The 22,655-nt window shown below is 47.5% G+C and carries 17 protein-coding genes; 5 read left to right on the forward strand and 12 right to left on the reverse strand.

Annotation, left to right across the window (positions count from 1 at the left end; genetic code table 11):
* Positions 1-105: 105 nt before the first annotated feature.
* The 6 genes from ABD931_RS26785 to ABD931_RS29340 all read right to left on the reverse strand — a co-directional run bounded on the left by ABD931_RS26785 (position 106) and on the right by ABD931_RS29340 (position 4,535).
* Positions 106-1,035, reverse strand: a complete 930-nt coding sequence (locus ABD931_RS26785) for a hypothetical protein (RefSeq protein WP_345271112.1) — start codon at positions 1,033-1,035, stop codon at positions 106-108.
* Between the two features lie 248 nt (positions 1,036-1,283).
* Positions 1,284-1,526, reverse strand: coding sequence for a hypothetical protein (locus tag ABD931_RS26790; protein ID WP_345271113.1), 243 nt, complete (start codon positions 1,524-1,526; stop codon positions 1,284-1,286).
* A gap of 269 nt (positions 1,527-1,795) precedes the next feature.
* Positions 1,796-2,041, reverse strand: coding sequence for a hypothetical protein (locus ABD931_RS26795; RefSeq protein WP_345271114.1), 246 nt, complete (start codon positions 2,039-2,041; stop codon positions 1,796-1,798).
* Positions 2,042-2,627: 586 nt separating this feature from the next.
* Entirely contained in the window at positions 2,628-3,083 is a 456-nt protein-coding gene (locus ABD931_RS26800) for a ubiquitination-like system serine protease family protein (RefSeq protein WP_345271115.1), read from the reverse strand.
* Entirely contained in the window at positions 3,080-4,282 is a 1,203-nt protein-coding gene (locus tag ABD931_RS26805) for a ThiF family adenylyltransferase (RefSeq protein ID WP_345271116.1), read from the reverse strand. Before ABD931_RS26805 ends, ABD931_RS26800 begins: the two co-directional genes overlap by 4 nt.
* Positions 4,257-4,535 carry a multiubiquitin domain-containing protein gene (locus ABD931_RS29340; RefSeq protein ID WP_370469358.1) on the reverse strand — a complete coding sequence of 93 codons (279 nt, stop codon included), beginning with the start codon at positions 4,533-4,535 and terminating at the stop codon, positions 4,257-4,259. Before ABD931_RS29340 ends, ABD931_RS26805 begins: the two co-directional genes overlap by 26 nt.
* A 163-nt stretch (positions 4,536-4,698) precedes the next feature.
* Between ABD931_RS29340 and ABD931_RS26810 the strand changes: the two genes are divergently transcribed.
* The 4 genes from ABD931_RS26810 (at position 4,699) to ABD931_RS26825 (ending at position 8,040) form a co-directional block, all read left to right on the forward strand.
* Positions 4,699-5,067 carry a helix-turn-helix transcriptional regulator gene (locus tag ABD931_RS26810; RefSeq protein WP_345271117.1) on the forward strand — a complete coding sequence of 123 codons (369 nt, stop codon included), beginning with the start codon at positions 4,699-4,701 and terminating at the stop codon, positions 5,065-5,067.
* A complete protein-coding gene (locus tag ABD931_RS26815; RefSeq protein WP_345271118.1) occupies positions 5,039-5,611 on the forward strand; it encodes an ImmA/IrrE family metallo-endopeptidase in 573 nt (190 codons plus the stop codon). Before ABD931_RS26810 ends, ABD931_RS26815 begins: the two co-directional genes overlap by 29 nt.
* Positions 5,612-6,684: 1,073 nt before the next feature.
* Entirely contained in the window at positions 6,685-7,173 is a 489-nt protein-coding gene (locus tag ABD931_RS26820) for a hypothetical protein (RefSeq protein ID WP_345271119.1), read from the forward strand.
* A 9-nt stretch (positions 7,174-7,182) separates the two neighbouring features.
* Entirely contained in the window at positions 7,183-8,040 is an 858-nt protein-coding gene (locus ABD931_RS26825) for a phosphate/phosphite/phosphonate ABC transporter substrate-binding protein (protein ID WP_345271120.1), read from the forward strand.
* Positions 8,041-8,490: 450 nt separating this feature from the next.
* Here the strand turns inward: ABD931_RS26825 and ABD931_RS26830 are convergent, their stop codons facing one another.
* On the reverse strand, positions 8,491-9,375 hold the full coding sequence (locus ABD931_RS26830) for a hypothetical protein (RefSeq protein WP_345271121.1): 885 nt from the start codon (positions 9,373-9,375) through the stop codon (positions 8,491-8,493).
* Between the two features lie 525 nt (positions 9,376-9,900).
* Positions 9,901-10,689 (reverse strand): ATPase, encoded by a 789-nt coding sequence (locus tag ABD931_RS26835; RefSeq protein ID WP_345271122.1) that lies wholly within the window; start codon positions 10,687-10,689, stop codon positions 9,901-9,903.
* 600 nt (positions 10,690-11,289) lie between these two features.
* Here ABD931_RS26835 and ABD931_RS26840 point away from each other — a divergent pair.
* Positions 11,290-11,619: a WYL domain-containing protein gene (locus ABD931_RS26840; protein WP_345271123.1), complete on the forward strand. Its 330-nt coding sequence runs from the start codon at positions 11,290-11,292 to the stop codon at positions 11,617-11,619.
* Positions 11,620-11,668: 49 nt separating this feature from the next.
* Here the strand turns inward: ABD931_RS26840 and ABD931_RS26845 are convergent, their stop codons facing one another.
* The 4 genes from ABD931_RS26845 to ABD931_RS26860 form a co-directional block, all read right to left on the reverse strand.
* Positions 11,669-12,526 (reverse strand): competence protein CoiA, encoded by an 858-nt coding sequence (locus ABD931_RS26845; protein WP_345271124.1) that lies wholly within the window; start codon positions 12,524-12,526, stop codon positions 11,669-11,671.
* Between the two features lie 92 nt (positions 12,527-12,618).
* Positions 12,619-15,516, reverse strand: a complete 2,898-nt coding sequence (locus tag ABD931_RS26850) for a PA14 domain-containing protein (RefSeq protein ID WP_345271125.1) — start codon at positions 15,514-15,516, stop codon at positions 12,619-12,621.
* A gap of 155 nt (positions 15,517-15,671) precedes the next feature.
* Entirely contained in the window at positions 15,672-16,349 is a 678-nt protein-coding gene (locus ABD931_RS26855) for a hypothetical protein (RefSeq protein WP_345271126.1), read from the reverse strand.
* A 14-nt stretch (positions 16,350-16,363) separates the two neighbouring features.
* Positions 16,364-22,639, reverse strand: a complete 6,276-nt coding sequence (locus tag ABD931_RS26860; RefSeq protein WP_345271127.1) for an FG-GAP-like repeat-containing protein — start codon at positions 22,637-22,639, stop codon at positions 16,364-16,366.
* Positions 22,640-22,655: the final 16 nt, after the last annotated feature.

Raw genomic sequence — 22,655 nt, forward strand, 5'->3', positions numbered from 1 at the left:
GCAGAGACCTATTCTTCGGCGGGTGTGGAATGAGCGCAGAAATTTCCTCCGTCATCGGTGCAGGCCATTCCGGCGTATCATGGGCACAGCGCCCGGACGGAACAGTTATGGACGTGTAAAGCGAAATAGTTGATCCAAAAGCGGTGTTTTGCGCATCAAGACTGAATCTACATAAACACCAGTTTGCCGTTCCTGCCGAATGTCGATCAGACCAAACCAGTTGGCAAACTGCTCAACAAACCGCCAGCGGTATACCCGCTCAAACGCTAACGACAGGCCCGATAGCCGCCCGGATGGAATCGGCTCCCGCAAATGGGGAAAGGCTTGCAGTATTTTGGTGGCATAAAAATCAACTGCCCGCCACTCGCTGCCGTACCGGTGGACCAGGTACAGGGAATAGCCCCAGCCAAATTGACCCGCATTGGTTTGGGTATAGTCCAAGTACGCCCAATTAAACCGCAAAGTGTAATCCTGGAGCAATTGCCGCAAGAGCACCGTGCGCTGTTTGCCTACCAGTTGTTGGGCTGATTTGGTTAAATAGAAGGCATTGTGTCGTTTTCTGACATAGGGACTGAGCGCCAGGCATGCTTTCAGAGCCTGAACAAAGTGCACCGTATCCTCCGAGATCTTTTTCGTGATGCCTCGCTCGATGTCGTCCTGCACCAGGAGCTTACGCTCATACAGGTTTCGACACAGAGCCAGGGGTAGATTTCCTTTAGGTGTTAGTTTAATCGGTGGGTCCACTAGTAGCTGCTGGTATAGGGTCTCCATCAAGACAAAGAAGGGAATTCGATCCAGCAGCGAATCGGTCAAATTAGGCTGTACGTTTAGGAGCGATTCACTTCCCCAGGGATCGCTCAGCAGCCAATGCATCTGATGGGGCGAAAGGCCGTCGAGATCCGGAAGAGGCCGTTGATTACGAGCCTGGACAAAAGCGGCCATTTTTCGATTCACTTCCTCCAACGTTAAGTGACCGTTGGTGACCTCGGGATGAGCAGTGATAAAAGCTTGCCAGATTTCTTCAGCGACTCCCATACGACAGCGACAGGGTGGTGGATCTGTTGGTGAGTAGCTCAAAGATAACGTAAAAGGCAACGAGAGGCATACATCATGGTGCTAAACCCTCTTGTTCGTCCGCCTGGAGTAACGGCCACCGTGGCTGGATTAAGTGGATGGCCTGTAAACTGCGGTTCACCTCTGGGAATAAAGACAATTTAACGGCATACAGTGACGGTGAAGGACCGCTTTCTGCCGTTATAAATACGTTGCGCCGAGATGTACAGTTAAGTTTTGCCTTGCAGCAGAATCTGCTGGATTTCCTCCCGAGACAGGTACTTTTCCGCTACCGGGTTTCCCCCTTTAGCCTCGTAGCCTTCGACCTTCCTGGCCAAATACTCCAGTTCCGTGTAGAGTCGGTTCAACTGCTGTTTCTGATGACTGCGCACCCGGCAGGAAGGGGAGCAAAATTTAGCCCCGGACCGCACCTTGGCCTCTTTGCCACAATACGCACAGTTGATAGTCGCCATAGCCGTAAAGTAACGCTTGTTTCGGTGTAAAGAAAACTTTCTCTTTGTCCCCCTTTTCATTTTTACAATTAGGTGTAGATCGTTAGCTGAAAGTGAACAAACAGCAGGACCGCCCTAGGGTAGAGAAAGGAAGGAGTGGTTTTAAGTACTTTGCCCTGGTTGGCCTGCGCAACGGCACTCCGATTTCCCGGAGACGAACGTAGATGAAAGAGAATGCCTATTTTACACATAACCACAGTTGTGATGCTGTGGTTATGTGTTGTGTAAAACTACCTGTTTTTATCTGATTGGGACAAAATAGATGCAGCTAGCGTATGCGTGAGATCGCTATACTTATTGCTGGCCAGAGCCTTAGCGGCTGCATCTTCCATCGCACTACCGGTCTGATTCCCCTTCTGAACTTGGGAGAGTGCAGAAGCAGCAAACTTTTTAGCAATTGCAGAAGCGTTTGAATCATTTAGCGTCTTTCCCGCTAATGAGGCCACACTAGGTGAAGTACTCTTTTTGTTTGGCATACTCATAAATTAGTTACGGTGTATAAGTAGTTAAAGATACAAAATAGCCTTTAAACCTTATTGTTTTTAGGACTTTTTCAGGCGGCAAAATGCGCTATGCCCTGCGCACCACTCCCATATACCCCATCAGCAAGCTGCAGCTGCCTACCGCTCGTAAATTTTTCTGTAATATCCAGACAGCCTCCGGCGATTCTTCATGAGCGCTATGCTAATTATGCCAAGCCTTAAACTCGTTGGTTGAAGAGCTGGCAGAGCCAGCTTCAGCAATTTGGCTTTAGTGAAGGTGGCCAATTTGGGATTTGCTTTGCCATTTGTTGTATGTAGTCAAATGAAGGTGGCCCGCGCCAGGGTAACTTAGTTTAGCTGTTAAGAAGGCAGAGGGTATTGACTTCAAGGCTCATCTGCGGCTCAATGCAAAATCATTGGCTTTACGCTTTAACAGGTTGCAGTGACTGCATAACCGTTTAAAAAAATGGGCCGGTGTATCTTTGAGATGTCGACCTACTTCCTTTACTTCAGAAGACTATGAGGTAAGTAAATCCCTAAAACAGTGCATTGAAGTAAGTAACCTTGAGCTGAACACTCGCTATCTAAAAACAGATTTAAACATGGAGACCATCTTTTTCCAGATATTTACAATAACTGGCTGGCTCTCAGTGAGTGTATACAAGTCCTCATTTGTTGGTTCAGGCTCACTTTTCTCAAAGTAGTCTCGCTTAGCTTGCCTGTCCTTCCGTTTACCAGCGTCAATCTTTTCTTGAGTCCACTGACCAGCCCACTCTACGCCACCTTTCTTTATCCAGTAATGTGATTGGCATGGAAAGCTCCAGTTGCCAATCGAAGGGCTTAATGAAATGGTGCATCCATTGAAGATTAATGACCAATCAGTGGGCGTCAAAGGAGTTACTACCTCACTACCACAGCCACAGCAACACTTGTGAACAACTGTTGCATACTCTATGGAGACATAGACCACCCCTTCCTGCAACTCCTTTGGGATAAGCTCAACGAATTCGTGTACAACCGACAACCTTTTCTTCATGCTGAATGATCTTCATTTATAAGGCTGTTTCCATCTATGGTGTACGTACTGTGATGTTCACCTTCCAAATCGAGATAGAAACCGAAAAGCTTTTTCCATTTGATAACAGCTAAAGCGGCATTTAACGCGTTTAGATCGGCAATCTGGATATTTTGCTGATACTCATTCACCTCTGCCCCGTCCCCAAAAGATATTCGTCTTTTTTGGTGCACATGGTCGCGTTGCAGTTGAGTGCTGGTCGTCACTCTGACAATGCCGCCGAGCGAAAGCGAATCCATTTCTAGGTATATACCCATGCCCACATCTACAAATGGAATAGCAGCCGCTTCCAGCCGGGCAATAATGGTATGCTTCACTGTGCCCCGGTCAAGGCATAAAAATATGAAGTCCATACCGAGGAGCTGATCAACGTTCTCTTCGGTAAGAAATTCATTATGGGGAATAATGTTCCGGCGCATTTGAGCATAAACACTGGCCAGATAATCCACCTTTTGAGGTTTACTACGTAGCTGTTCCAGCGACGGCGCACCCGGTGCCCGAAACGCGTTATGTTGTGAAAATACATCCCTATCAAAAAGATGAATTTCGTTAACCGGTGTTTTTGCGACTAAATCAAGCACATATGAACCGGTTCCACCTAATCCAATGATAGCTATCCTACCCAACGCCAGCTTGCGGGCAACAGCCGAAATCCCAGCTCGACTTGAGGCCGTGTCCATGTAGCAAAATACTGACTCAACCTCCGATTCCTCAATGACCGGGTAAGTTCGGGCTGTGATCAAAGAGTCAATCGAATGAACGGGGGCAGAAATGATATTGATGTATGTAGTCATTAATTCATAATAGTCGGCGTAGCCAACTTCCAAAGGGAAGGGTTTATTTGACATCATGTGTTGTGCGTACAGGCCAATACCATATGGATAGGGTGGCTGTCCGGCAAGTACCAACTTCACCATTGGAGTTCCGTCTTTGTGGCAGGGGTGCTCACCTGCAAAATAGGCAATGTGAGTAGCTGGCTTTGTAGTGATGTCACCAGCCATACTCAAGGGTGTTACAAGCGTTCCATACGCGACCGCTTGACTAGGGGTCACGTATGGAATGTCGTTAACAATCAAGATTCCTGCTTCCACGGCGATGTTAAACCCTTCGTCGCGGAGCCGCTTCAAATCAGGACTAAGATTTATCAGTTGGTGTGACATTGAAGATCATGCCGTCTTTAAGTTTCACAGTTTCGCCTTCTACTAGGCTACCTTCAGGCTTGTTACCCTGTCCCCTTCGGTACGTTATTGTGTATGTCACGTTGGGACCAGTGGGCGTGTTGGATAAGGCGACCAAATCACTAAAGGAGATGTCCTGTTTGGTTACGGCATGTTGTCGGCCATTGACTATAATGGTAATCTGTTGGCCGGGAGGCAATTTAGAAGCCTCGTTCCTCTCTTGGGAAGCGTTCATATAATATGCTGAATTTATAATGTGTAGTGGATGACAGAATCAATCCATGGTCAATTAACATATTACAAAACCAAAAAGTTCATTTTATAAACACTATCAAATAGTCAATTTTACAAACGTCAATAATATTGACTATGTGTCTTTTTCAAAGTATATTTGCTATGTGAACCAGAAGCAACGACAGCGCCTTTACGATCTATTAGGCGACAACGTTAAGAAGTACCGCTCCCAGAAGGGCTTAACTCAGGAGCAACTGGCTAACGAAATAGCCTTAACCCGCACCTCCATTGTTAATATTGAGCAGGGTCGGCAACACCCGCCATTGTACCTGCTTTTCGATATAGCAAAAGTACTTGGGGTTGAGTTGGGCACGCTACTGCCAGACGAGACCGTTTTTCTGAATACGAGCCTAATTGACGAAGAATCGCTCAAAGACATATCCGAGAAGGATGTACCTAAGCTTACCTCATTCGTTGCAGATTTTATGAAAAAAACTGGAAGCCATGAACAGAAAACGGCAAAGACAGATTGAGGAGATAGCCCATGCTACACTCCGTCGATGCGATGCTTATCCAGTGAATGCGTCTGAGCTAATCAGTAATGGAGGTATTGACGTAAAACAGGTCGCAGCTACCTTAGGTATCGAACTGATGCTTTACGACTTTGGGGAGGATGTGTCGGGAGTGCTGTTGAGAGACGGAGAAAAAGCAAAGATCGGCTATTCTACGCAGACTGGCCTACTCCGGCAGCGGTTTACAATAGCCCATGAGTTGGGTCACTACATTCTGAACCATCAGCGGCAGGGTGTCTTCGTCGATACGCCCGAAAAGTACTTTACATTATTTCGGGATAGCAAATCGTCTACGGGCGAAGATTTCCAGGAACGTGAAGCCAACGCCTTCGCAGCCGCCCTCCTGATGCCCCGTGATCTGCTGATTGAAGCGGCTACCAACATCTACCAGTCGGGCATCACAAGAAAAGAGGATTACGATATGGTGCCCGTGCTGGCCGATGCCTTTAAGGTCAGCAACCTGGCTATGAGCATCAGGCTAACTAACCTTGACCTCGTCTGGTAACTGTGTACTTATCAAAAACCTTTAATAAGCCGGTTGTTTACCTGCTTTGGTGTATCAATTCATATTGGTTTAGCTGTTTTTTACACACTAAGGCCCGTGCGTAGGTTACGGCCACCGAACCATACTTTTTCAGAAAGGGTGCTTTCTCTTCCAGCGTCCCATCAGGTCGGCCAATCTTCTTGCCTTGCAGACGAGCTTCCTCCATCCCGGGCAAAATTCGTTCGCGAAGCGTCTCTCGTTCCAGGCGGGCAAACTCTGCGGGGCCGCCCTGGCCAGTAGGGTAAACATGAACTGAGCAACCGGATTCCGCTTCCCATTTTTGAGTGTCTCCAGACCAAAGTCTTGCACATATATACTGATGCTAACTGAGTCAGCTCGTCGACGATATGCAGTACCTCTACTGTGGAACGACCCAGGCGTGAAACCTCACTGACGAACACCTTCTGAGGGGTAGTTGACACTTTTACTGATAAACTGGGGTATAAAGTTCTGGCCTTACGATTACCAACCATCCAGCGTGATACTATAGTCTTATCTGTCATACGTAGTAAGTTTATTTTACTCGAATTTTTAGATATTCATGATCTGACTACGCTGGCGCGTAATCTGGCCTTGCAGAAACTTTGTAACCAGTACAACTAATCAATCCTGGAAATTCTTACCTTTTCTTTTCACTTATCAAAACAGGATTGGGAGCAGTCGACCGGAAAAGAAAACTGGCTTTGCCACAGGTGTTAATTCTAACCACTACCCAATACAGCCGAGTATTGGAAAGCACAGTTCAATATTGAGCAGATACCCCGGAGTATTCTGTTAGGTGGGAAGAAAATAATTATTGGTCGCGAGATGGACATAGCAGAGCTTACAGGGTTCCTTGAGCAATTGGTAAAAAAATATTTAATATCTTGTGTACTATCCTCGTCAGCTTAGACCATCGAACTTTTTTAAGAAAGAAATACCTAAACGAAAACCGCACTCTCCATGAAAACTATGTCCAATGTGAGTTGCTGCTGTTTGCTTCTGCTGACGATCTATATTAAAAATTTATTATTTACTATAAATCAAAATTGTTTATGACGAATCCAACTTCAACCTTTATTTGGGAAGGGCGCATCCACATTGGCGACGAGCCAGGTATTTACGGCAATGCCAATTACTGCGGTCTTGCCATGGAGTTTCCGCTCACGGTAAAAAATTTTAGTTTATCAAGTCCTAATGGTGATACCATAAAATATGAACTCGACACGGAAAATGTAAATGTGTTCACGGGCTATAATGGCCATCGGATTGTAGTGCGGCAATATACGCCAGATCCACAGCCGGGCAACCCCTATAAGTGGAAAGAGACCATTATCAAGAATTCAGATCGAATTGCCAACGGTGCCACAAAAACGATTGTTGACGTAAATGTGTCGGGTAGTACCGATCCAATCTATTTGAGTATTGCCATTGAAGTGGATACCGATGTGAAACCAGGATTGTATGACGATTTTTTGTTCACTGGGTTGGAATACAGCACTACCTCACAGAACGTTTATGTGATTTTTGGCTTTCGGGAATAAACCAGTAATATGAACAACATTTATCAGCTCAGCTATTACCCGTGGATCACCCAACACAAAACGCCGGAAGTGATCCGCCAGAACATTGACGTTTTTGCTAGGGCTTTACAAGAAGAACTTTCTAAAAGTACAGGGCAGCAAGTGCTAGTCAATGTTCTGCCAGCGATGGAAGTGCCGCAACAAATTTTGTCCCTTGCACAAAACCAATCACACATTGCACTAATGAATCCGTTGGGTTTTATTTATGCGCGCCAGAGGAATAATCAAATTAATGCGGCTGCGGTAGCCCTTCGGATTATTGACGGTAATATAGGTGACAGCTACTTTGCGCAAATCTATACGCATGTGGATACGGGTATAAAAGACCTGCCGGCATTACGTAAACGTTCTATCGGATATGGGTCCTCGCAATCCACCTCCAACTTTATTATTCCAGCGTTTGAACTGAAACAGGCCGGTATTCATCCCTTTGCAGCTTTCAGGAGAATGGAGTTCGTGGGCGGTCACGATAGGGTTGCAATGGCTGTTTATAATAGGCAAATCGATGCGGGTGCTGGCCATGACGGAGTCATCATAGACCTGGCTGGTCAAGCTGGTTACAGCGATGCAAAGGAAAAGCTAATAACGCTTCACCGCTCCAAGCCTATACCCAGCGATCCCGTAGCCGTGAATGTGTCAACGAGTGATGAATACAATGCTATTCAAAAAGCACTCGTGTTGGCTTCACTTAATAGCCCTGCCAAAGAAGCAATATCGGAATTTTGGGGCAACGCACAAGGGCTGAGAGAAACAACGTACCAGCCGTATGAGTATCTCTTAAATGCTGTGGGTGAATTGGGACTAACTGAAAAAGATATTTTCGGTTAAAACATTTTTTTGTTTGGCATTTATACATCAAATCCGTCTGCTTTCAGTTTCAAAGAGAGTTGGTAAAACTGGGGATCAGAGATAGTAGCTGAGGTTTACTTTAATTCACTCAGCTTTTGAAGTGACGCTGCTGCAGAACTTGATTACCTGGAGGGCCTTGGCGGGAATCGGCTCACTCATGGCTGTAGGAATTCTATAGACGCGACCGCAAGGTTGTAAAGTTTTACTCCACTTAAATCATTCGGATACAGCGCTTTATGAGGAGTTGAAGTTTACAGGTTAACGCATTGCTCAATAATTTGAACGTGACTTAGGCTTGCGGTATGGCAAAAGCGGGGTCTTACATTGCCAGTAGGTAATCGTCAAAACTATTATTTAACAATATTAGAGAAGTACAATATCCGTCCAGCTTTTCGTAAGGCTTCGAATGTTGTACTTTTTAAAATGTCGTTAATTCCTCTTGATATCAAATAGAACACCACTTGCCAAAAAGCGATACGTGAAATTGCCTAACTTATACTCTATTAAGCTGTCTGTAGATTGCAGCGTTTCCTTATACCTGCCATGATTAATTTCCTTAAACTCCGGCAAAGTAATCCCTCGGTCATAATGACAGACCAACAACATGAAAAAATTGATGGTACCTAATTCAGCCTCATGGAGAGGTATAAATTTATTATTAGCAGCTTGAGGCAGATCGGCAAATGCTTCAGCTTGAATGTTCACTTCATTTATAATTTTCTTGCTTTCATGGCCCCAGTACTTCTTGGCTACTTTTTCATAACTATCTATCAGATTAGGATTAATTTGCATCAACTGTTTCGCCCATTTATTTAATCCATCTGAAGCGCTAAAATCGGTTAGGAAACCTTCATTAAAATAAAGGTAATGACCTATTTTTGGTACAAAAAAAACACCGTTCTCATCTGGACTTTCTATAGCCAGTACACGAGCAAGATAGTCAATGGATAATGTTCTATTCTCTATACCTTCCTGTAATATATCCTCTGTTGTAACGCTGTTATAAAATTCTTCAAGCTTAAAATCCCTTAGGAAATAATCAACCTTACTTCTTGTAAGCTGGGTAACGTGGGTTTTAGTGCTAACGAAAACAATGTTTTGGGTAAACACCTCAAAAATTACAGCGGTTATATCTGGATTTTCGGGAGGGTAACCGTAATAAGCTTGAACTTGATTCGTATTATACCCCAAATGTTCAGAAATTCCATTTATGGAAGTGTCTTCTAGAGCCTCGGTCAACTCCTTAAAGGCTTGACCCTTAGGAATAAAGATTCCACTTGATTTTTTCTTTTTATTAAAAATTGAAGAAAACATGCTAATAGTGCTTTTAGCTATGAACTGTCTTGGTTTACAAAGTAAACTATTTGTGCGTAGACTAAATAGTTTACTTTGTAAATTCATACAAGTTAAACCACCCAAGAGCCAAGTGGCCGTAAATCAGTTGATGGTTGACAAAACGAATAAGTTTAAAGAATAATAAAAGAGTTGATTAAAAGCCAATCTGAAACCCCGCTTTGTTGTCTTTTGGGAAATCTAGTCTGATTTTTGGATTCTTACCACTGCACAAACCTAAAGGCCGGCGGACAAAGATTAGGGCTTATCTCCCCATGAGCCATAGAAATCGGGCCGGCCTTTTTTCCTTCAGTTTCAGTGGTTCGCTACCGCAGCAGTACTTAAAAGCCTAGGCTTTACATTTACAACTTTGAATTTGCTAAAGCCAGAAAAAGCTGTCAGAGGATTCATTTACTTCCTTTAATAGCAGCATAAAAGCATCGGCTACACTTCTATTATTCATGGTCTCTTAGCAATTACAACAACTTATCAGCCAACAGATAGGCATTATTTAGGTTGAACCTTCTGGAAGTAATACTGTAGAAACCAATTGGGTACAAGCTCTTGGTTGTCAATCTCCCATTTTTTTTCACCCCCAATTACTTTAAAGTAGGCAAAGGGTTCAAAGAGCTCACCAGGGTTTTTAGGTATGGAGTTGTCAAAAAAGAAAGTTTGGTAGGTCAGTTGAGCCGCTTCGTAAAGCAGTTCCAGCGATCGGTAATAACGGGATTCAATTTTGTCCGGCGGCACGTGGTGCCCCCCCTGCTTGGTACGCACCTCCACCCGGAATTTATTCACTTCCGGAGATTCAGTAGAGACGAAATAGAGGTATACTTTATAACCTGCCTCGGCTGCCTGACGCATTACATCCAATTTGGATGGATGGGAAAAAACGGTTTCAAAGGAAAACTTTTTGCGTTCTTCGAGCAGCTTTTTCCGTAGATAATCCGCTAAAATCTGAGCCAGGCGTTCGTCGCTGGTTTCCTCCAGAAGCCGCAGCCGAGTTCCATGCATGGCAAAACTTGCCTGAAACTGAGTTTGCGAAAAAGCCCCGCCGACCAGGCCCGAGGCAAGTGCTACCTCAACAACCTCATCCAGGGTTGGGTTGATTTCGTACTCATCAAACTCAAATCTATCTTCCCGGAGAGATCGGGCAATGTCATCCGCGTTGATGTATAGGCCAAAGTCAACCGGTAATGAATTAATCCGATAAGCCCGTACCGCCTGGATGATCGTACTCTTACCTGAACCATTGGGTCCGGCAAATACCCGTAAGCGAAGCGTCGTGTTAGTCAAGAATTAGCTGCGCAGGACGTTCGACACGATTAATGGGCGCTAGCCTGGTTTCCTGGCCATCCCGGTCCAGGCGCACCACCCACCCATCCTGGGCTTGAATAATGTATCCTGAAACCTCCATTGCCTTTTGGGACGCCTGCCGTACAGCCGCGCTGGTTGCCCGTACCAATACGCGCCGGGTAACATCGGCTCTTCTTCGTTGTGCTTTCTTGGCCATAGCTCGGTTTTTCAACTTTGGATAAAGATATACGTCTTTATATTATAAACGTAAAGGGTACTGATCAAGTTTAATTAAGCACTAATAACAAGTCGAAAAATAACGGTGAAGTGCCCTCAATTTATGTTTACCTTCAAGGAGGGAGCCGGAACGCTGGGCCCTTGGGAACCGGATTGGCTCAATCGTTCCTTCCGGTCATTGAAAGGAATGCCTGATGTAACGACCATCATTCAGGAAATCTGGTGCCGGGGAGCATCAGCCGTCGAGAACCAAGATTGTCATTCGGCAAGTATAATCCGGGCGTAGGCCACTCCGCTACTGTGTCGTGTGTCGAACGCACTACGCTTGAAATAGTCCAAAAGCCTAACTGGTTACATTTAATTATGAATACAATTACACCCCAGGTGCGACAAACAATCACTCAACTTTGTCTGGCTATTCAACGCAGGCAGGTTATTCGGATCAGGTACAATAATAAATGGCGTACCGTTGAGCCATATCTGGTAGGCCGGCACAATGATACGGATAATCCAACGCTGCGGGCATATTACGTGGATGCTCCTCTGGAAGGTCAACCTCCTCAACGGCAACATTGGCGGTTGTTTACCATTGAAAAAATTGAAGAAGTAGCACAAACAACCAGTACGTTCCGGATACGAGCTGATTATGACCCTGTAGATGATAATATCTTGCAGGTTGACTGTCGAATTTAGTCATTGACGTACCGTCAAAATACGTTACTAGTTTTCTGCATAGCCAGACTTACGACTTGCCTTTCTTTTTCTTTTCGTCTTTAAATAATAAAACCAGTCGCTCTGGTATGGCATAGGAGTTTGTTGGCTCAAACTTTTGGAGCGGCTTCGCATCGAAATCCGAAAAGTCCTTGTTCAGGAAACTCCTGATAGACTTCTTCATTTTGAGCCGCTTTCCAGGATAGAATACCTCCTCGTTGGATTCTGTGTCAAAGAACTCGCTATCTTCCGAATAGGCGTTAGATAGCTTTAACACATAAAAACCTTTGCTTTTCTTGTGGCTTAGGTCCCAGAATGTTAGATAATTATACGTCAGCTTGGCAATACCCAGTTCGTATTCTTTAAACTTAACGGAATGCCGTAAATAGTAGCCTGGATCAGCATCTACCCCATCCATGGCTAATTCCATTGTGGAGTAATAACGGTAAAATCGCTCGTATTCGAAGGGCAATACCCACAATACATAAACACCCAATGAATAGTACAGCGATGTACGTCGGTACACGTCAGCGACCGTGAGGGAACTGGCCTGCACTTCAACGGCAACTTTACTTTTCAGGGTTTCAAAATAGACATCAGCCCGCAAAATATCCTTTAGACGATGCTCCACATCAACAAACTGAATTGCTCTCTCCCACTTTGTTTTCAGATGCCTGTAGATATCCAGTTTGATTTTCATATGCACCTCGCTTTCCCCGGCATTGTCGCAGTTGGTTAGGCGCTGATGACGAAAATAGGCAATCTTCTTTAATCCTTTATTGAGAATGACTATGGACTGGCAGTCCGGACAATGGTAGGTATGGGTACCCTTCTCTTCATCATCGGCCAGTACCTTTTTCTGATCGGAAAGTCGAATGGCACTCAGCATGTTTATTATGAAAAGCCCCTCATTGACCAATGAGGGGCTTACAGTCAAATGAAAACTTTATTACATGTCGATCTAAAAGGAATCTGTATCCTTTAGCGGACAACGACTATCTTTTTCGCTAAAAGCTTGTTACCCGTTCTCAACTGGACGATCAGCAGACCAGGTGCTTTATTCGGAAGGGCCACCTTCTCGATATGCTTTCCTTCTCCTTTTAGCTTCTGTTCATAATAGCTTACCCCTAATAAATCGACAACCGATAGCACCGCATCCTGGCCAGCTTCCACGTAAAAGCCTACTTCGAACTCGCCATTAGTCGGATTAGGCGCAACATTTAATTCGCTTCCTGTGGTCAGGGTCTCGTCAAAAACACCGCGCCGTGTACCCGGTGAACAAGTAATGGTTTTCGGTGAATTGTTCAACGTATAGGTACAGCCCGATACCCGGATGGAAATGCTTCGGCTCTGTCCGTTCTTGAGCGAACCGGGCGTACTAATGGTGAATCCATGATAGCCGTTGCCCTTGCCAGCGTCAACCAGATCCTGGCGGAAGTTACCTGCTGGATGATTACCTGATATTAAGGTGCTACCTTCATAGACATCTACATTAACTACTGTATTGGGATTGCTTGCGTCATACACCCAGCCCCCCAGCGTACCGCAGTCGGCGTAGTCAAAGTGCCCTTCCAGCGAACCACAGTTAATATTGGAGCCTCCCCCTGCGGTGTTCACCGTAATGGTGATGGTCGCGGCCGTACTGGTACAGCCATTGACCGAGCAGGTAGCATTGTAGGTGGTGGTAGCGCCGGGCGTAACGGTGATCTGATTGCCCTGCTGGCCGGTAGACCAGCTTACAGTGCCTGCGCAGCCGCTGGCCGTCAGCACACTGCTTTGACCGCTGGTAAGATTCGTTGAAGAGGCTGATAGCGCCGGTGCGGCAGGTGGAGTACAGCCACTCGAATTGGGATACAGCCGGCAGGCAGGCACAAGCTGGGTAGCTTGCCCCGGTGGCGTCCAGAAGAGCCGAGCTTCGTAGCCGCCCCCGCCCTGCATCCACTCGACCTTAATATTGTATTTGGTGCCCGCTGTCAGGTCAACCGTAAAGGTGTGGTCTTTGGGGGGGTAATAGCTCCAGTCATCGACCACCAATTGGCCGTTGAACCACACGCGGGTGCCGTCATCGGTGCGCATGTTAAACGTATAGGTACCCGTAACGGGGGCCTCTAGCTGGCCTTCCCAGCGGGCCGAAATGTTCGAAGCCGTTACGTTCGTACCGGGCATGATTTGAGTGCCATCGCCGGTAAAGTCAATAGGCCCCTGCGTCAGTGTAGCGATAGGGCTCCCCTGTAAGTCAGTTCCAGTGTAATAGGTAGCCGTCAGGCCAATACCACTGCCGCAGCCAGCACCGGATGAACCCACCGTAACTTGAATACTGGCATTGGTGCTGGTACAGCCATTGACCGAACAGGTGGCATTGTAGGTGGTGGTGGCCCCTGGACTGACGGTTATTTGACTGCCCTGCTGCCCGGTTGACCAGCTTACTGTGCCCCCGCAGCCACTAGCCGTCAATACACTGCTCTGACCCGTATTAATTGTGGATGGGCTGGCCGACAGTGTAGGGGCCGCCGGTGGTGTACAACTGCCGGCTGAGTAAGGCGAAAGCACTGCACCGGGAACAATCTCGGAAGGGCTTGCCGTTGATTGGCCGGGCTTAGCCCACCCTACCGCCAGGTTATCTCCCCAGCCGCCCTCGCGGTGGCGGATCTCGAAGTAGTAGCGCTGACAGGCAACCAGGTTGATGGTAGCTGACTTCTGATTGGCTTCCTGGTTCCAAACCTCCGGATTGGTCCAGTTATCGACCCAGGCCACCCGCTGCATAGCTGAAGGACTTTCGCTGGTGCTCAGGTAAAGCTCACTCTGGTCATCACTGGAAATCCAGAAGGTATAACCGCCGGTTTGGGGGGCTGTGATGTAGCCCTGAATCTGCTGGCCATAGCTGTCTCCCCAGCTGGTCTCGGTTCTTAGTTCGGTCACATTGCTGACGGAAGCCGGAGTGATGGTAAAGTTGTTGGTCTGGCTGCTCAAATCACTTAAGGAGGAGGTGTTGAGGCCGGTCCAGCGTTTGAGGGTAGCATACCCGGCTGCGGGGGTACAAGCTGTTCCGCCAGTAGGATACAGCCGGCAGGCCGGCACGAGTTGGGTGGCTTGTCCGGGAGGAGTCCAGAAGAATTTGGCTTCGTAGCCGCCCGTTCCCTGCTTCCACTCAATCTTGATGTTGTACTTAGTGCCGGCGGTGAGGCTTTGGGTAAAGGTGTGGTCGGTGGGGGGATAGTAGTTCCAGTCATCGACCATCAGTTGGCCGTTAAACCATACGCGGGTGCCGTCGTCGGTGCGCATATTGAAGGTGTAGTTGCCGGTGAGGGGGGCTTCGACCTGGCCTTCCCAGCGGGCGGAGATATTTACGCCGGCTACGGACGTACCGGTGATTGTCTGGCCTTCACTGCCGCTTAGGTCAATGGGTCCCTGAGTTATAGAAGCAATCGGGTTGCCCTGCAACTCATGACCGCTGTAGTAGGTTGCCGTAAGGCCACTGCCGCTGCCGCAGCCGGTATTGGTGGGAGTGCCTACTGTCACCTGAGCAGTAGCCGTTTTGCTGCACCCGGTTTTAATGGCCGTAACTGTATAGGTGTAATTGCCGGCTGTGGAGGGCGCATTAAACGTTACAGTACTACTAGTTCCGCTAATACCATTTCCCGACCACGAATAACTGACATTACCACAATCACTTCCACTACAAGAAACCGATAAGGTAACCTGACTACCGGCATTCACATTCCCTCCTCCACTGGTTGAAAGGCTATAAGCACAGTTATTGTCGGGTCCTTGATTAATCCGGGCAATGCGATTTCCGGCATTATCGTAGCTATACCTGACCTGAGCAATTCCCTGCAACCAGCAGAGAAGCAGAAGTAGAACGGTAAAATAATTTCTCATAAAAAAGGAAAGTTTAGGGTTCCGATTTAAAAGGCTCAACCACTCGGAAAGATTTAGTTAAGGAAGCTACTTTTATCAGCTTTTTCTAATTGCACCTTCGGGAGAATAACCAATAATGAGGCTACAAAAAAATCCAAGTTATCGGTGCTTTATATTTATGCTTCTAGTTTGGAATGATGAAGCTTCTCTAACTTCTTTTCTTGTTTATTTTGTTTGACCTTAAATATAAGTTCTTCTCTATTTTCCACCATTTTTTGCAACTGGTTCAACCATTGACTTACATCAACTTTCCACATAGCAAAGTGAGCTACATCCCAGTTACTTTTCTGTATGTGACTTAAAATGCTTCGCACTTGGTCATCGTTACTTGTACATAATGCTAATGCAAGTTTCGACTCTTGGAGTACAGCTTGTAGATAAGAATTGGGGGCAGCACTTAAATACGATGTTTTTGAGTATTCATCAATAGTAGAAAACAGTTTTTTCAATGACACATCTCCTTCAAAGGGTATTGGTATTTGTTTTTTTACCTCACTTAGTACATCCGAAAAAAAGGCAGTGTGCTTTGCATAAGGTATAGAAAACAGCATCCCTTTTTTATTATTAAATTCTTTTATAATTATTGGATTATCTAGACACGTCTTAATGTTCTGTTTCCACAATGGATAACAAATGAAATATGGTCTGTAATCCTCTGTTCTGGGAAGCTTAACTAGTTCAAGTCCTATTATAGTTGGACCAACTATTTTATAGAACTTGTTCTGTGAATATACTGCTAATTCAGGAAAGGCATTTTGCCAATCTTCAGTAACTTTCTTTTTTAGTTGAATCATGTTATCAGCCGTTGTTACGGTCTAATTATTTGTATTGAATACCCAGGAAAATTTCTTGAATATTTCAGGTATTGACTTGAACCCATGACAGCATTACCGAACTTGTAATCAAATATAGTTCTACTCCCATGATCAACAACATCAAGAAAGCCACGGTTTCCTACCCCATTATTGAAATAGTAATTTACATCCAATCCTCGGTTTCCATAAAGCCTTTGATAGCGACTCAGTAAGTTGTTTGCATAAGCATGTTTAGCAGTTCCAGCAAATCTTCCAGTTCCTCCAATTGCAGCTTCTGCCTTTGTTGCGGAACGAGAAACAAGTTGTGCATTTGAAAGTCCTCCACTAGCCACCCCTCCTCTTATACTGCCAGCGCCAAGGTTGGGTATAGAAGTTATTCCTTTAGGAAGTATTGGAATAAAATTAGTTTCCCAGTAAACAGGTGTTACTGCCCCAGAGGCCAGCACCGGCGGCATAACATACCGCATGGCATCTAAAACATCCGCTACACCCAAAAAGCTCTGCCGCACTTGACTGGCTGCATCTACTAACCGGGGTGCCCGCACGATTACCTCCTGAAGCGTTCCTCCATTCAAAGGCGGCCGAGGCTGGGCAAACATGGTATAAGGGTCTTCTAAGGCGTTAAGAAACGAATTATATTTAATAAGCCCTGTCAGCATTCCTGTCAGACCACCCATGACAGCCCCTTTCCAGGCTCCCTGCCAGACATTGCCCCCACTAAGGGCCGCAAAACCGGCACCGCTTACTAAACCGGCGGCCGCCCCCGATGCCGCATAGGCCGGAATCGCACTGGCAAACATGCCAGACGAAGCGCTCACCGAGAAAGCCCCCAATACCGCCTGACCTATACCAGCCGAAAAAGCAGCAATGGTGGCTCCTCCTAACGTATAGCCAACTAACCCCCAGCCTGTAGCTCCATGAGCTTTACCCGAAAGATAACCCACCAGCGCCCCTATCCCTACCGCTACCCCTATACACACAGGGCAGTTGCCGTCGGGATCGTTATACACCATGGGATTGTTAAACGCATACGCATAGCGGTTAAACGCTTGGGTATCAAAGGGGTCGGCTACGATGTTGTCGGGGCTGAGCACTCTGCCTAATACCGGGTCGTAAATGCGCCCATTCATGTTGATGAGCACGAAGGGGTCGAGCATCTCGTGACCCGTATAGCCCCGGTATAACCAATCCGGCGCGCTGCTAACGTTGTTGTACGTCCAGTCGTTGGCGTTCCGTCGGCGGCCCCAGGGGTCGAAGTTCTGCTCGGCTACCAAAGCCCCGCTGCTGTTGCTCACCGTCAGGATTGACCCAAGGTGATCGGTGTAGGTATAGTAGTAACTATCGTTGCCGTTCTCCCGCACTACAATAGCCACCAGACCTGCTGGACTACTGATGTAATGCAGATATTTATCGTTATGTCGCTCCACATCGCCTAAATAGTAGCGGGTCCAGAGTACATTGTTATTCTGCTTTAGTACTCCTTTGTAGCGCTCGTAGTCAGCATCATAGGTGTAAGTCAGCTCATAGCCGTTCTCCGTTAGTACCTGCGGCTGCATAAAGGCCGTATAGCTAATCTGCTGTTGTTGGCCGGATATTACGCCCTGATCATTGCTGACATACTCCACCGCATTGGGCTTGCTGCCCAGATAGGAATAGGTACCGGCGTCAGTTTTGGTATTAATATTACCCGAGGAGGCATACCCCATCGAAATGGCACTCTGGCCCTCGACCTGAAAGCTGGTGAGTCGATTCAGGTTATCGTAGCCGAAATTCTCTTTTTTCCCTTTCCGACTATCCTGCCGGTAGTTGAGGTTACCGGTCTGATAGTTCCAGTTCAGATTCAGATCCTGAACGTCCTGTGTATAATAACGGGTAGGCGTTCCGTAGTAGTAATCAATCTGCGAGTTTTTGCCGTTGCCCAGGCTGAAGGTTTTCACTTGGCCCAAGCCATTCAGGCTACCGGTATTGTAGAGCGTAACGGTATTGCTACTGTTTTTGATGGAAGTCAGGTAGCCGTTTCCGTCGTAGTAATGATTGGTGCCAAAGCCCGTCGAGTAATTTCGAGATATTACATCGCCATAGGTATTATAGCTAAGGGTAGTTGTATAGACCGTACCATCAACGGTTTGTTTAAAGGTTTGAATTCGTCCTTTATCGTCGTAGGTGTATTCGGTCGTATTCCCCGCAAAACCCGTAATTTTCCGGACCTGATTCGTAGAACTTCCCTGCGAGCCGTAATACTCGGTAACCGTAGTGCCTTCGGGTCCACTGCGTGAGGTATTCCGCCCCACCATATCGTATTGCATGGTGTGGGTTTGTGCATTGGCATTGGTTTGGGAAACGAGTTGCCCCAACGCATCGTAGTCGTAGCTGGTAGTACCCGCATTGGCATCGATGAGTTTGGTTTGCCGCCCGTAGGCATCGTATTCGTGAGACGCGATAACGGTACCATCTTTTTTTACCTCTTTCAGGCCTCCGTGGCTGTAGTACGAATAGCTTAACGAACCGCCGTTGTCGTTAGCCGTAATTACCTCGCCACTCGCATCGGTAGTTTTGGACGATTGCTGCCCTGCCGGATTGGTGGTGGTAACGGTCAGGTTTCCGTTGTTATAGGCATAATTTAGCGTGGTGGTTCCGTAAACACCGTTCCCGCTATTTGCTAGGCGATTGTATTCGTCGTACGAGGAGGAGGTGGTTAGTTCATTTTCGCCGGGCAGGTATGGCTGTGTAGACGAAACGACATTCTCCCGGCTGTCGTAAGTCTGTTTCTGGGTAATCCACTGACCGTTCATACCTTCGGTCTGTTTGCGGATTTCGCGCCCCAGCCCATCATACCAGGTCTTTACATCAGGTCTGCCCGGATGTTGCAAATAGGTGTAGTAAACGGCCCCTTCCGAGAAATCCCAGCCGTAGGATTGCTGCACACTGTATCCTTCGGGAAAGTTCGTTGTTTTGGCTCGGCCAAACGCATCGTATTCATAGCTGGTTGTCAGACCAGCGATACTGGTTTCGAAGAGGGGTTTGCCCCAGCGGCTATCGTAAGTGGCCGTAGCGGTCTGGCCCAACTCGTTGGTAGTGCTGGTCGGATAGCGCCCTTTTCCGTCGTAGCCAACGCTAGAGGAGCGGCTTGCCAATCCAGCCGGACTAATGGTGGTCTGAGACACATTGCCCAGACTGTTGTACCCATAAGAAGTAGTTATATATTTAGGCAGACCAGCAAACTCCGTTTTTGACGTTACCTGCCCAATGCCATTATAGTTGTACGTGGTCGTTATACTATAGGAAAGTTGTCCGGAGCGGCTGCGCGTTGTGGTGACCTGAGTCGGATGAGCAGGCACCGGAGTACCATACTGTCCATACTGGGTGTCGGTTGTGGTAGTCACCACGTTATTGTTGTTCTCTACGCTTTGCGTAACATTGCCGTAGCTGTCGTAGCTGAGGGAGCTGGTTACCGTGCGGCCTTCCAGGTCCTGATTCTGCGTGCTGCCGTTTACGCGCTGCCAGAAGCGCCGGTTACCTAAATCGATCCACTGATTTGCCAGGGTCGTCTGGCTGAGCCGCTGCCCTGTTGCCATTAGGTACGTGCTGGTCTGGTACAAAGCCGGGGCAAAGAACGTGGGATTGAATTCGGCCGTGGATTCGGTGCGAATACCCATCGTCAGGTCGGAAGCTGTCACCTTCGTAAAACCCAGCAACCCTTTTCCCGCCCGGTGCAGACGCATACCGGCATAGCCGTATTGTATGACCGACTCGCCACCAATACCATTCTGAGCCCGTTGTTCCCAAACCAGGTACATCGGAAGCTGCATGGTCAGCAGCGGATACCCTGTCAGGCTGCCCTGCGTATAGAACGAGCCACCGTCGGTAAGTTTCTTGTAGGTAAAACGCTGCTCATGGTTGAGCCCATTCTTTACTTTTTGGAGCAGGGTTTCGGTGCCCTCCCGCCGGAAGTAAAAAATGTCCATGGGGGTATAAATGTCTTTGTAGTTAATAATGTCGGAGCGGCCGTCGCCGTTGGCATCGCCAACCATTGGCGGTGGAGCACCCAGGTTAGCTGTCATCGATTGGCGGACGCGCAGCACTCTTAGACCGGTTCCTCCATGATAATCGTAGCCTTTGCTGTAATAGACATCGTGTTCGGCCTGCCCGTAACTAACCTGCCAGGCGTGGTAGACATCGGATTTACCGTCGCCGTTGAAGTCTGATACAGCCAGTTGATCGCCAGTATAGGGGTCGGTATTCGGTGTACGGGCAAAGGTGAATCCTGTTTCTAGATACACCTTGCCGGTCGATATGAGTACCTGCCATTGATTCGTCGTTGAATTCTTGACCAGCAGGTCGGTTTTCTGATCGCCGTTGAAATCGCCTACGTAAAACAGGCCATTTTTGTTGAGGTAGGCGCTGCTGGACGTATAGTAAATCTGACGAGCCGTATACTGATCGAAGGTGATGATTTCACACTCGTTGTTTTTGATCAGCATCAGATCGCTTTTACCGTCGCCGTTGAAATCCAGCACCAGTACATTATCAACGCCAGCCCACTCGCTAAGGGGGAAATGAAGCGTACCCGAGGTGCCCAGGGTGAGAAAACCCGAAGTGGTCTGGCTATAATAGATATGGGCGTAATAGCTGGTGCCGGCCGGATTGCCCAGCATGCTGACAATGTCCTGAGTACCGTCACCGTTAAAATCTCCCGGAAACATGAAGTTTCCCGACGGGTGTACCCGAGTAAAGCCAGGATAAGGGGTAATATCCTGCGTAGTAAAGCTGATCTTTGGCTGGCCGTTGCTTTGCCAGTTCTGATTAGGAACGCTATTGTATATACGTAAGTAGTTGACAGTCCAGTCACTCCGGTTGATGTTACTCATTAGTACATCATCGACTCCATCACCGGTGAAATCATAGGCCGTAAAGCTGTAGGCATTGGGAACGTTGCGTTTCCCGATCAGGCTTGATCCGGCCGGCAGGTTCTGAACAGCTCCTATGCCGTAATCTTCTGGTTCAGTGGTGTCGAGTGCCCGCACAAAGACAGTGAACTTGGTGCTAAAGAAAATGGGGGGCGCATTAGGATAGGCTTGATAAACCTCATGATCTGGCGTCAGAATATCGGTCATACCGTCACCGTTGAGGTCTCCCGTCAGCGGTGAAATATTGTATCCAAACAGATCCGGTGTTTGAACCCGGGTGAAGTTGGCTGGGGCGTCCCCATATTTAAAGTGCGTGGCGTTGAGTGAGGAGCCGTCGCTGCCCGCTTCGGTAAGCGTTTTCAGGTAGGAGCCAAAGTTCTGTCCACCATCGTACGAGGGGTCGGTACCATATGTAAGCTGGTATGATTTGACCGCCTGCCCTTCGGCCTGCGTGGTAATTCGGTCCAGCAGATAGCGGGATTCGATCTTAGTATCCGCCTGAAAGGCCAGATTGATGTCCTGACGCGTTTTATAATAGAACTTGACCTGATTATAGGGTGCCTGGCCGGTATTGCTGTTGCCCGTATAATTAATCTGGTCGATAAGCAGATTGAAGCCAACATCTGACCGGTAGACAAAGTCGATGTAATTGCCATCCGGATACCGGATTTTGCTGATACCCCAGGTAAGAACGGTGGCAAATTGGCCTGAATGACGCGAGTCGGACGTGTGGCCAAATTCCATGATAACCCCTTCTTTGGTGGTCACCTGAAACCATTCGGGGCCGTTACCCTGCGAGCCGAAAGACGTGATGGTCGAGAAATTTTCGCTTTCGGTTCCGTAAGTAGTTCCGTTACCGCCGTTGCTGCCGGATTTGAGAATCAACCGCATGCCGTCAAGTACGAACCGATCATTATTGTTCATCTCTACGGCATTGGTCTCGCCATCGTAATACATAGTACGAGGTACTCGGGTAATGAACGACAGCCCTGACAAGCCCCATCCCACCCCGGCTATTCCATCGCCTGATTGAGAGTTGTAGCTGAGGGCGATGGACGGAGCTACCCCATTGGTGCCCGGCGGCACCGTAATTGGAATGGTATACGACGAACCACCAGACGGCGATACACCAGCCGAGCCGGCAGTACTACCCACCGGCAACGCGACGTTGATGGTTTGCGCGTTAAAATTGCCATTGTCGTAAACGGGCGTATAGCTGACATCCTGAGCCAACGCGCTCAGGCCTTGTAGTAAGGTTACCAGCAACAATATCCAATAGAGAATGGAGATTGGGAGTTGAAAACGGGTACGAATGACCTGGCCAACCGTGCGGATATGTGGCCCAAGGGAAGGGATAAACATGGAAAAGCTATGGATG

This window comes from Nibrella viscosa (assembly GCF_039541875.1).
GTDB lineage: Bacteria > Bacteroidota > Bacteroidia > Cytophagales > Spirosomataceae > Nibrella > Nibrella viscosa.

What these genes read in the sequence shown, in the direction of transcription:
- ABD931_RS26785 (WP_345271112.1), bottom strand. Translation starts at nt 1,035, where the DNA reads ATGGGAGTCGCTGAAGAAATCTGGCAAGCTTTTATCACTGCTCATCCC.
- ABD931_RS26790 (WP_345271113.1), bottom strand. Translation starts at nt 1,526, where the DNA reads ATGGCGACTATCAACTGTGCGTATTGTGGCAAAGAGGCCAAGGTGCGG.
- ABD931_RS26795 (WP_345271114.1), bottom strand. Translation starts at nt 2,041, where the DNA reads ATGCCAAACAAAAAGAGTACTTCACCTAGTGTGGCCTCATTAGCGGGA.
- ABD931_RS26800 (WP_345271115.1), bottom strand. Translation starts at nt 3,083, where the DNA reads ATGAAGAAAAGGTTGTCGGTTGTACACGAATTCGTTGAGCTTATCCCA.
- ABD931_RS26805 (WP_345271116.1), bottom strand. Translation starts at nt 4,282, where the DNA reads ATGTCACACCAACTGATAAATCTTAGTCCTGATTTGAAGCGGCTCCGC.
- ABD931_RS29340 (WP_370469358.1), bottom strand. Translation starts at nt 4,535, where the DNA reads ATGAACGCTTCCCAAGAGAGGAACGAGGCTTCTAAATTGCCTCCCGGC.
- ABD931_RS26815 (WP_345271118.1), top strand. Translation starts at nt 5,039, where the DNA reads ATGAACAGAAAACGGCAAAGACAGATTGAGGAGATAGCCCATGCTACA.
- ABD931_RS26820 (WP_345271119.1), top strand. Translation starts at nt 6,685, where the DNA reads ATGACGAATCCAACTTCAACCTTTATTTGGGAAGGGCGCATCCACATT.
- ABD931_RS26825 (WP_345271120.1), top strand. Translation starts at nt 7,183, where the DNA reads ATGAACAACATTTATCAGCTCAGCTATTACCCGTGGATCACCCAACAC.
- ABD931_RS26830 (WP_345271121.1), bottom strand. Translation starts at nt 9,375, where the DNA reads ATGTTTTCTTCAATTTTTAATAAAAAGAAAAAATCAAGTGGAATCTTT.
- ABD931_RS26840 (WP_345271123.1), top strand. Translation starts at nt 11,290, where the DNA reads ATGAATACAATTACACCCCAGGTGCGACAAACAATCACTCAACTTTGT.
- ABD931_RS26845 (WP_345271124.1), bottom strand. Translation starts at nt 12,526, where the DNA reads ATGCTGAGTGCCATTCGACTTTCCGATCAGAAAAAGGTACTGGCCGAT.
- ABD931_RS26850 (WP_345271125.1), bottom strand. Translation starts at nt 15,516, where the DNA reads ATGAGAAATTATTTTACCGTTCTACTTCTGCTTCTCTGCTGGTTGCAG.
- ABD931_RS26855 (WP_345271126.1), bottom strand. Translation starts at nt 16,349, where the DNA reads ATGATTCAACTAAAAAAGAAAGTTACTGAAGATTGGCAAAATGCCTTT.
- ABD931_RS26860 (WP_345271127.1), bottom strand. Translation starts at nt 22,639, where the DNA reads ATGTTTATCCCTTCCCTTGGGCCACATATCCGCACGGTTGGCCAGGTC.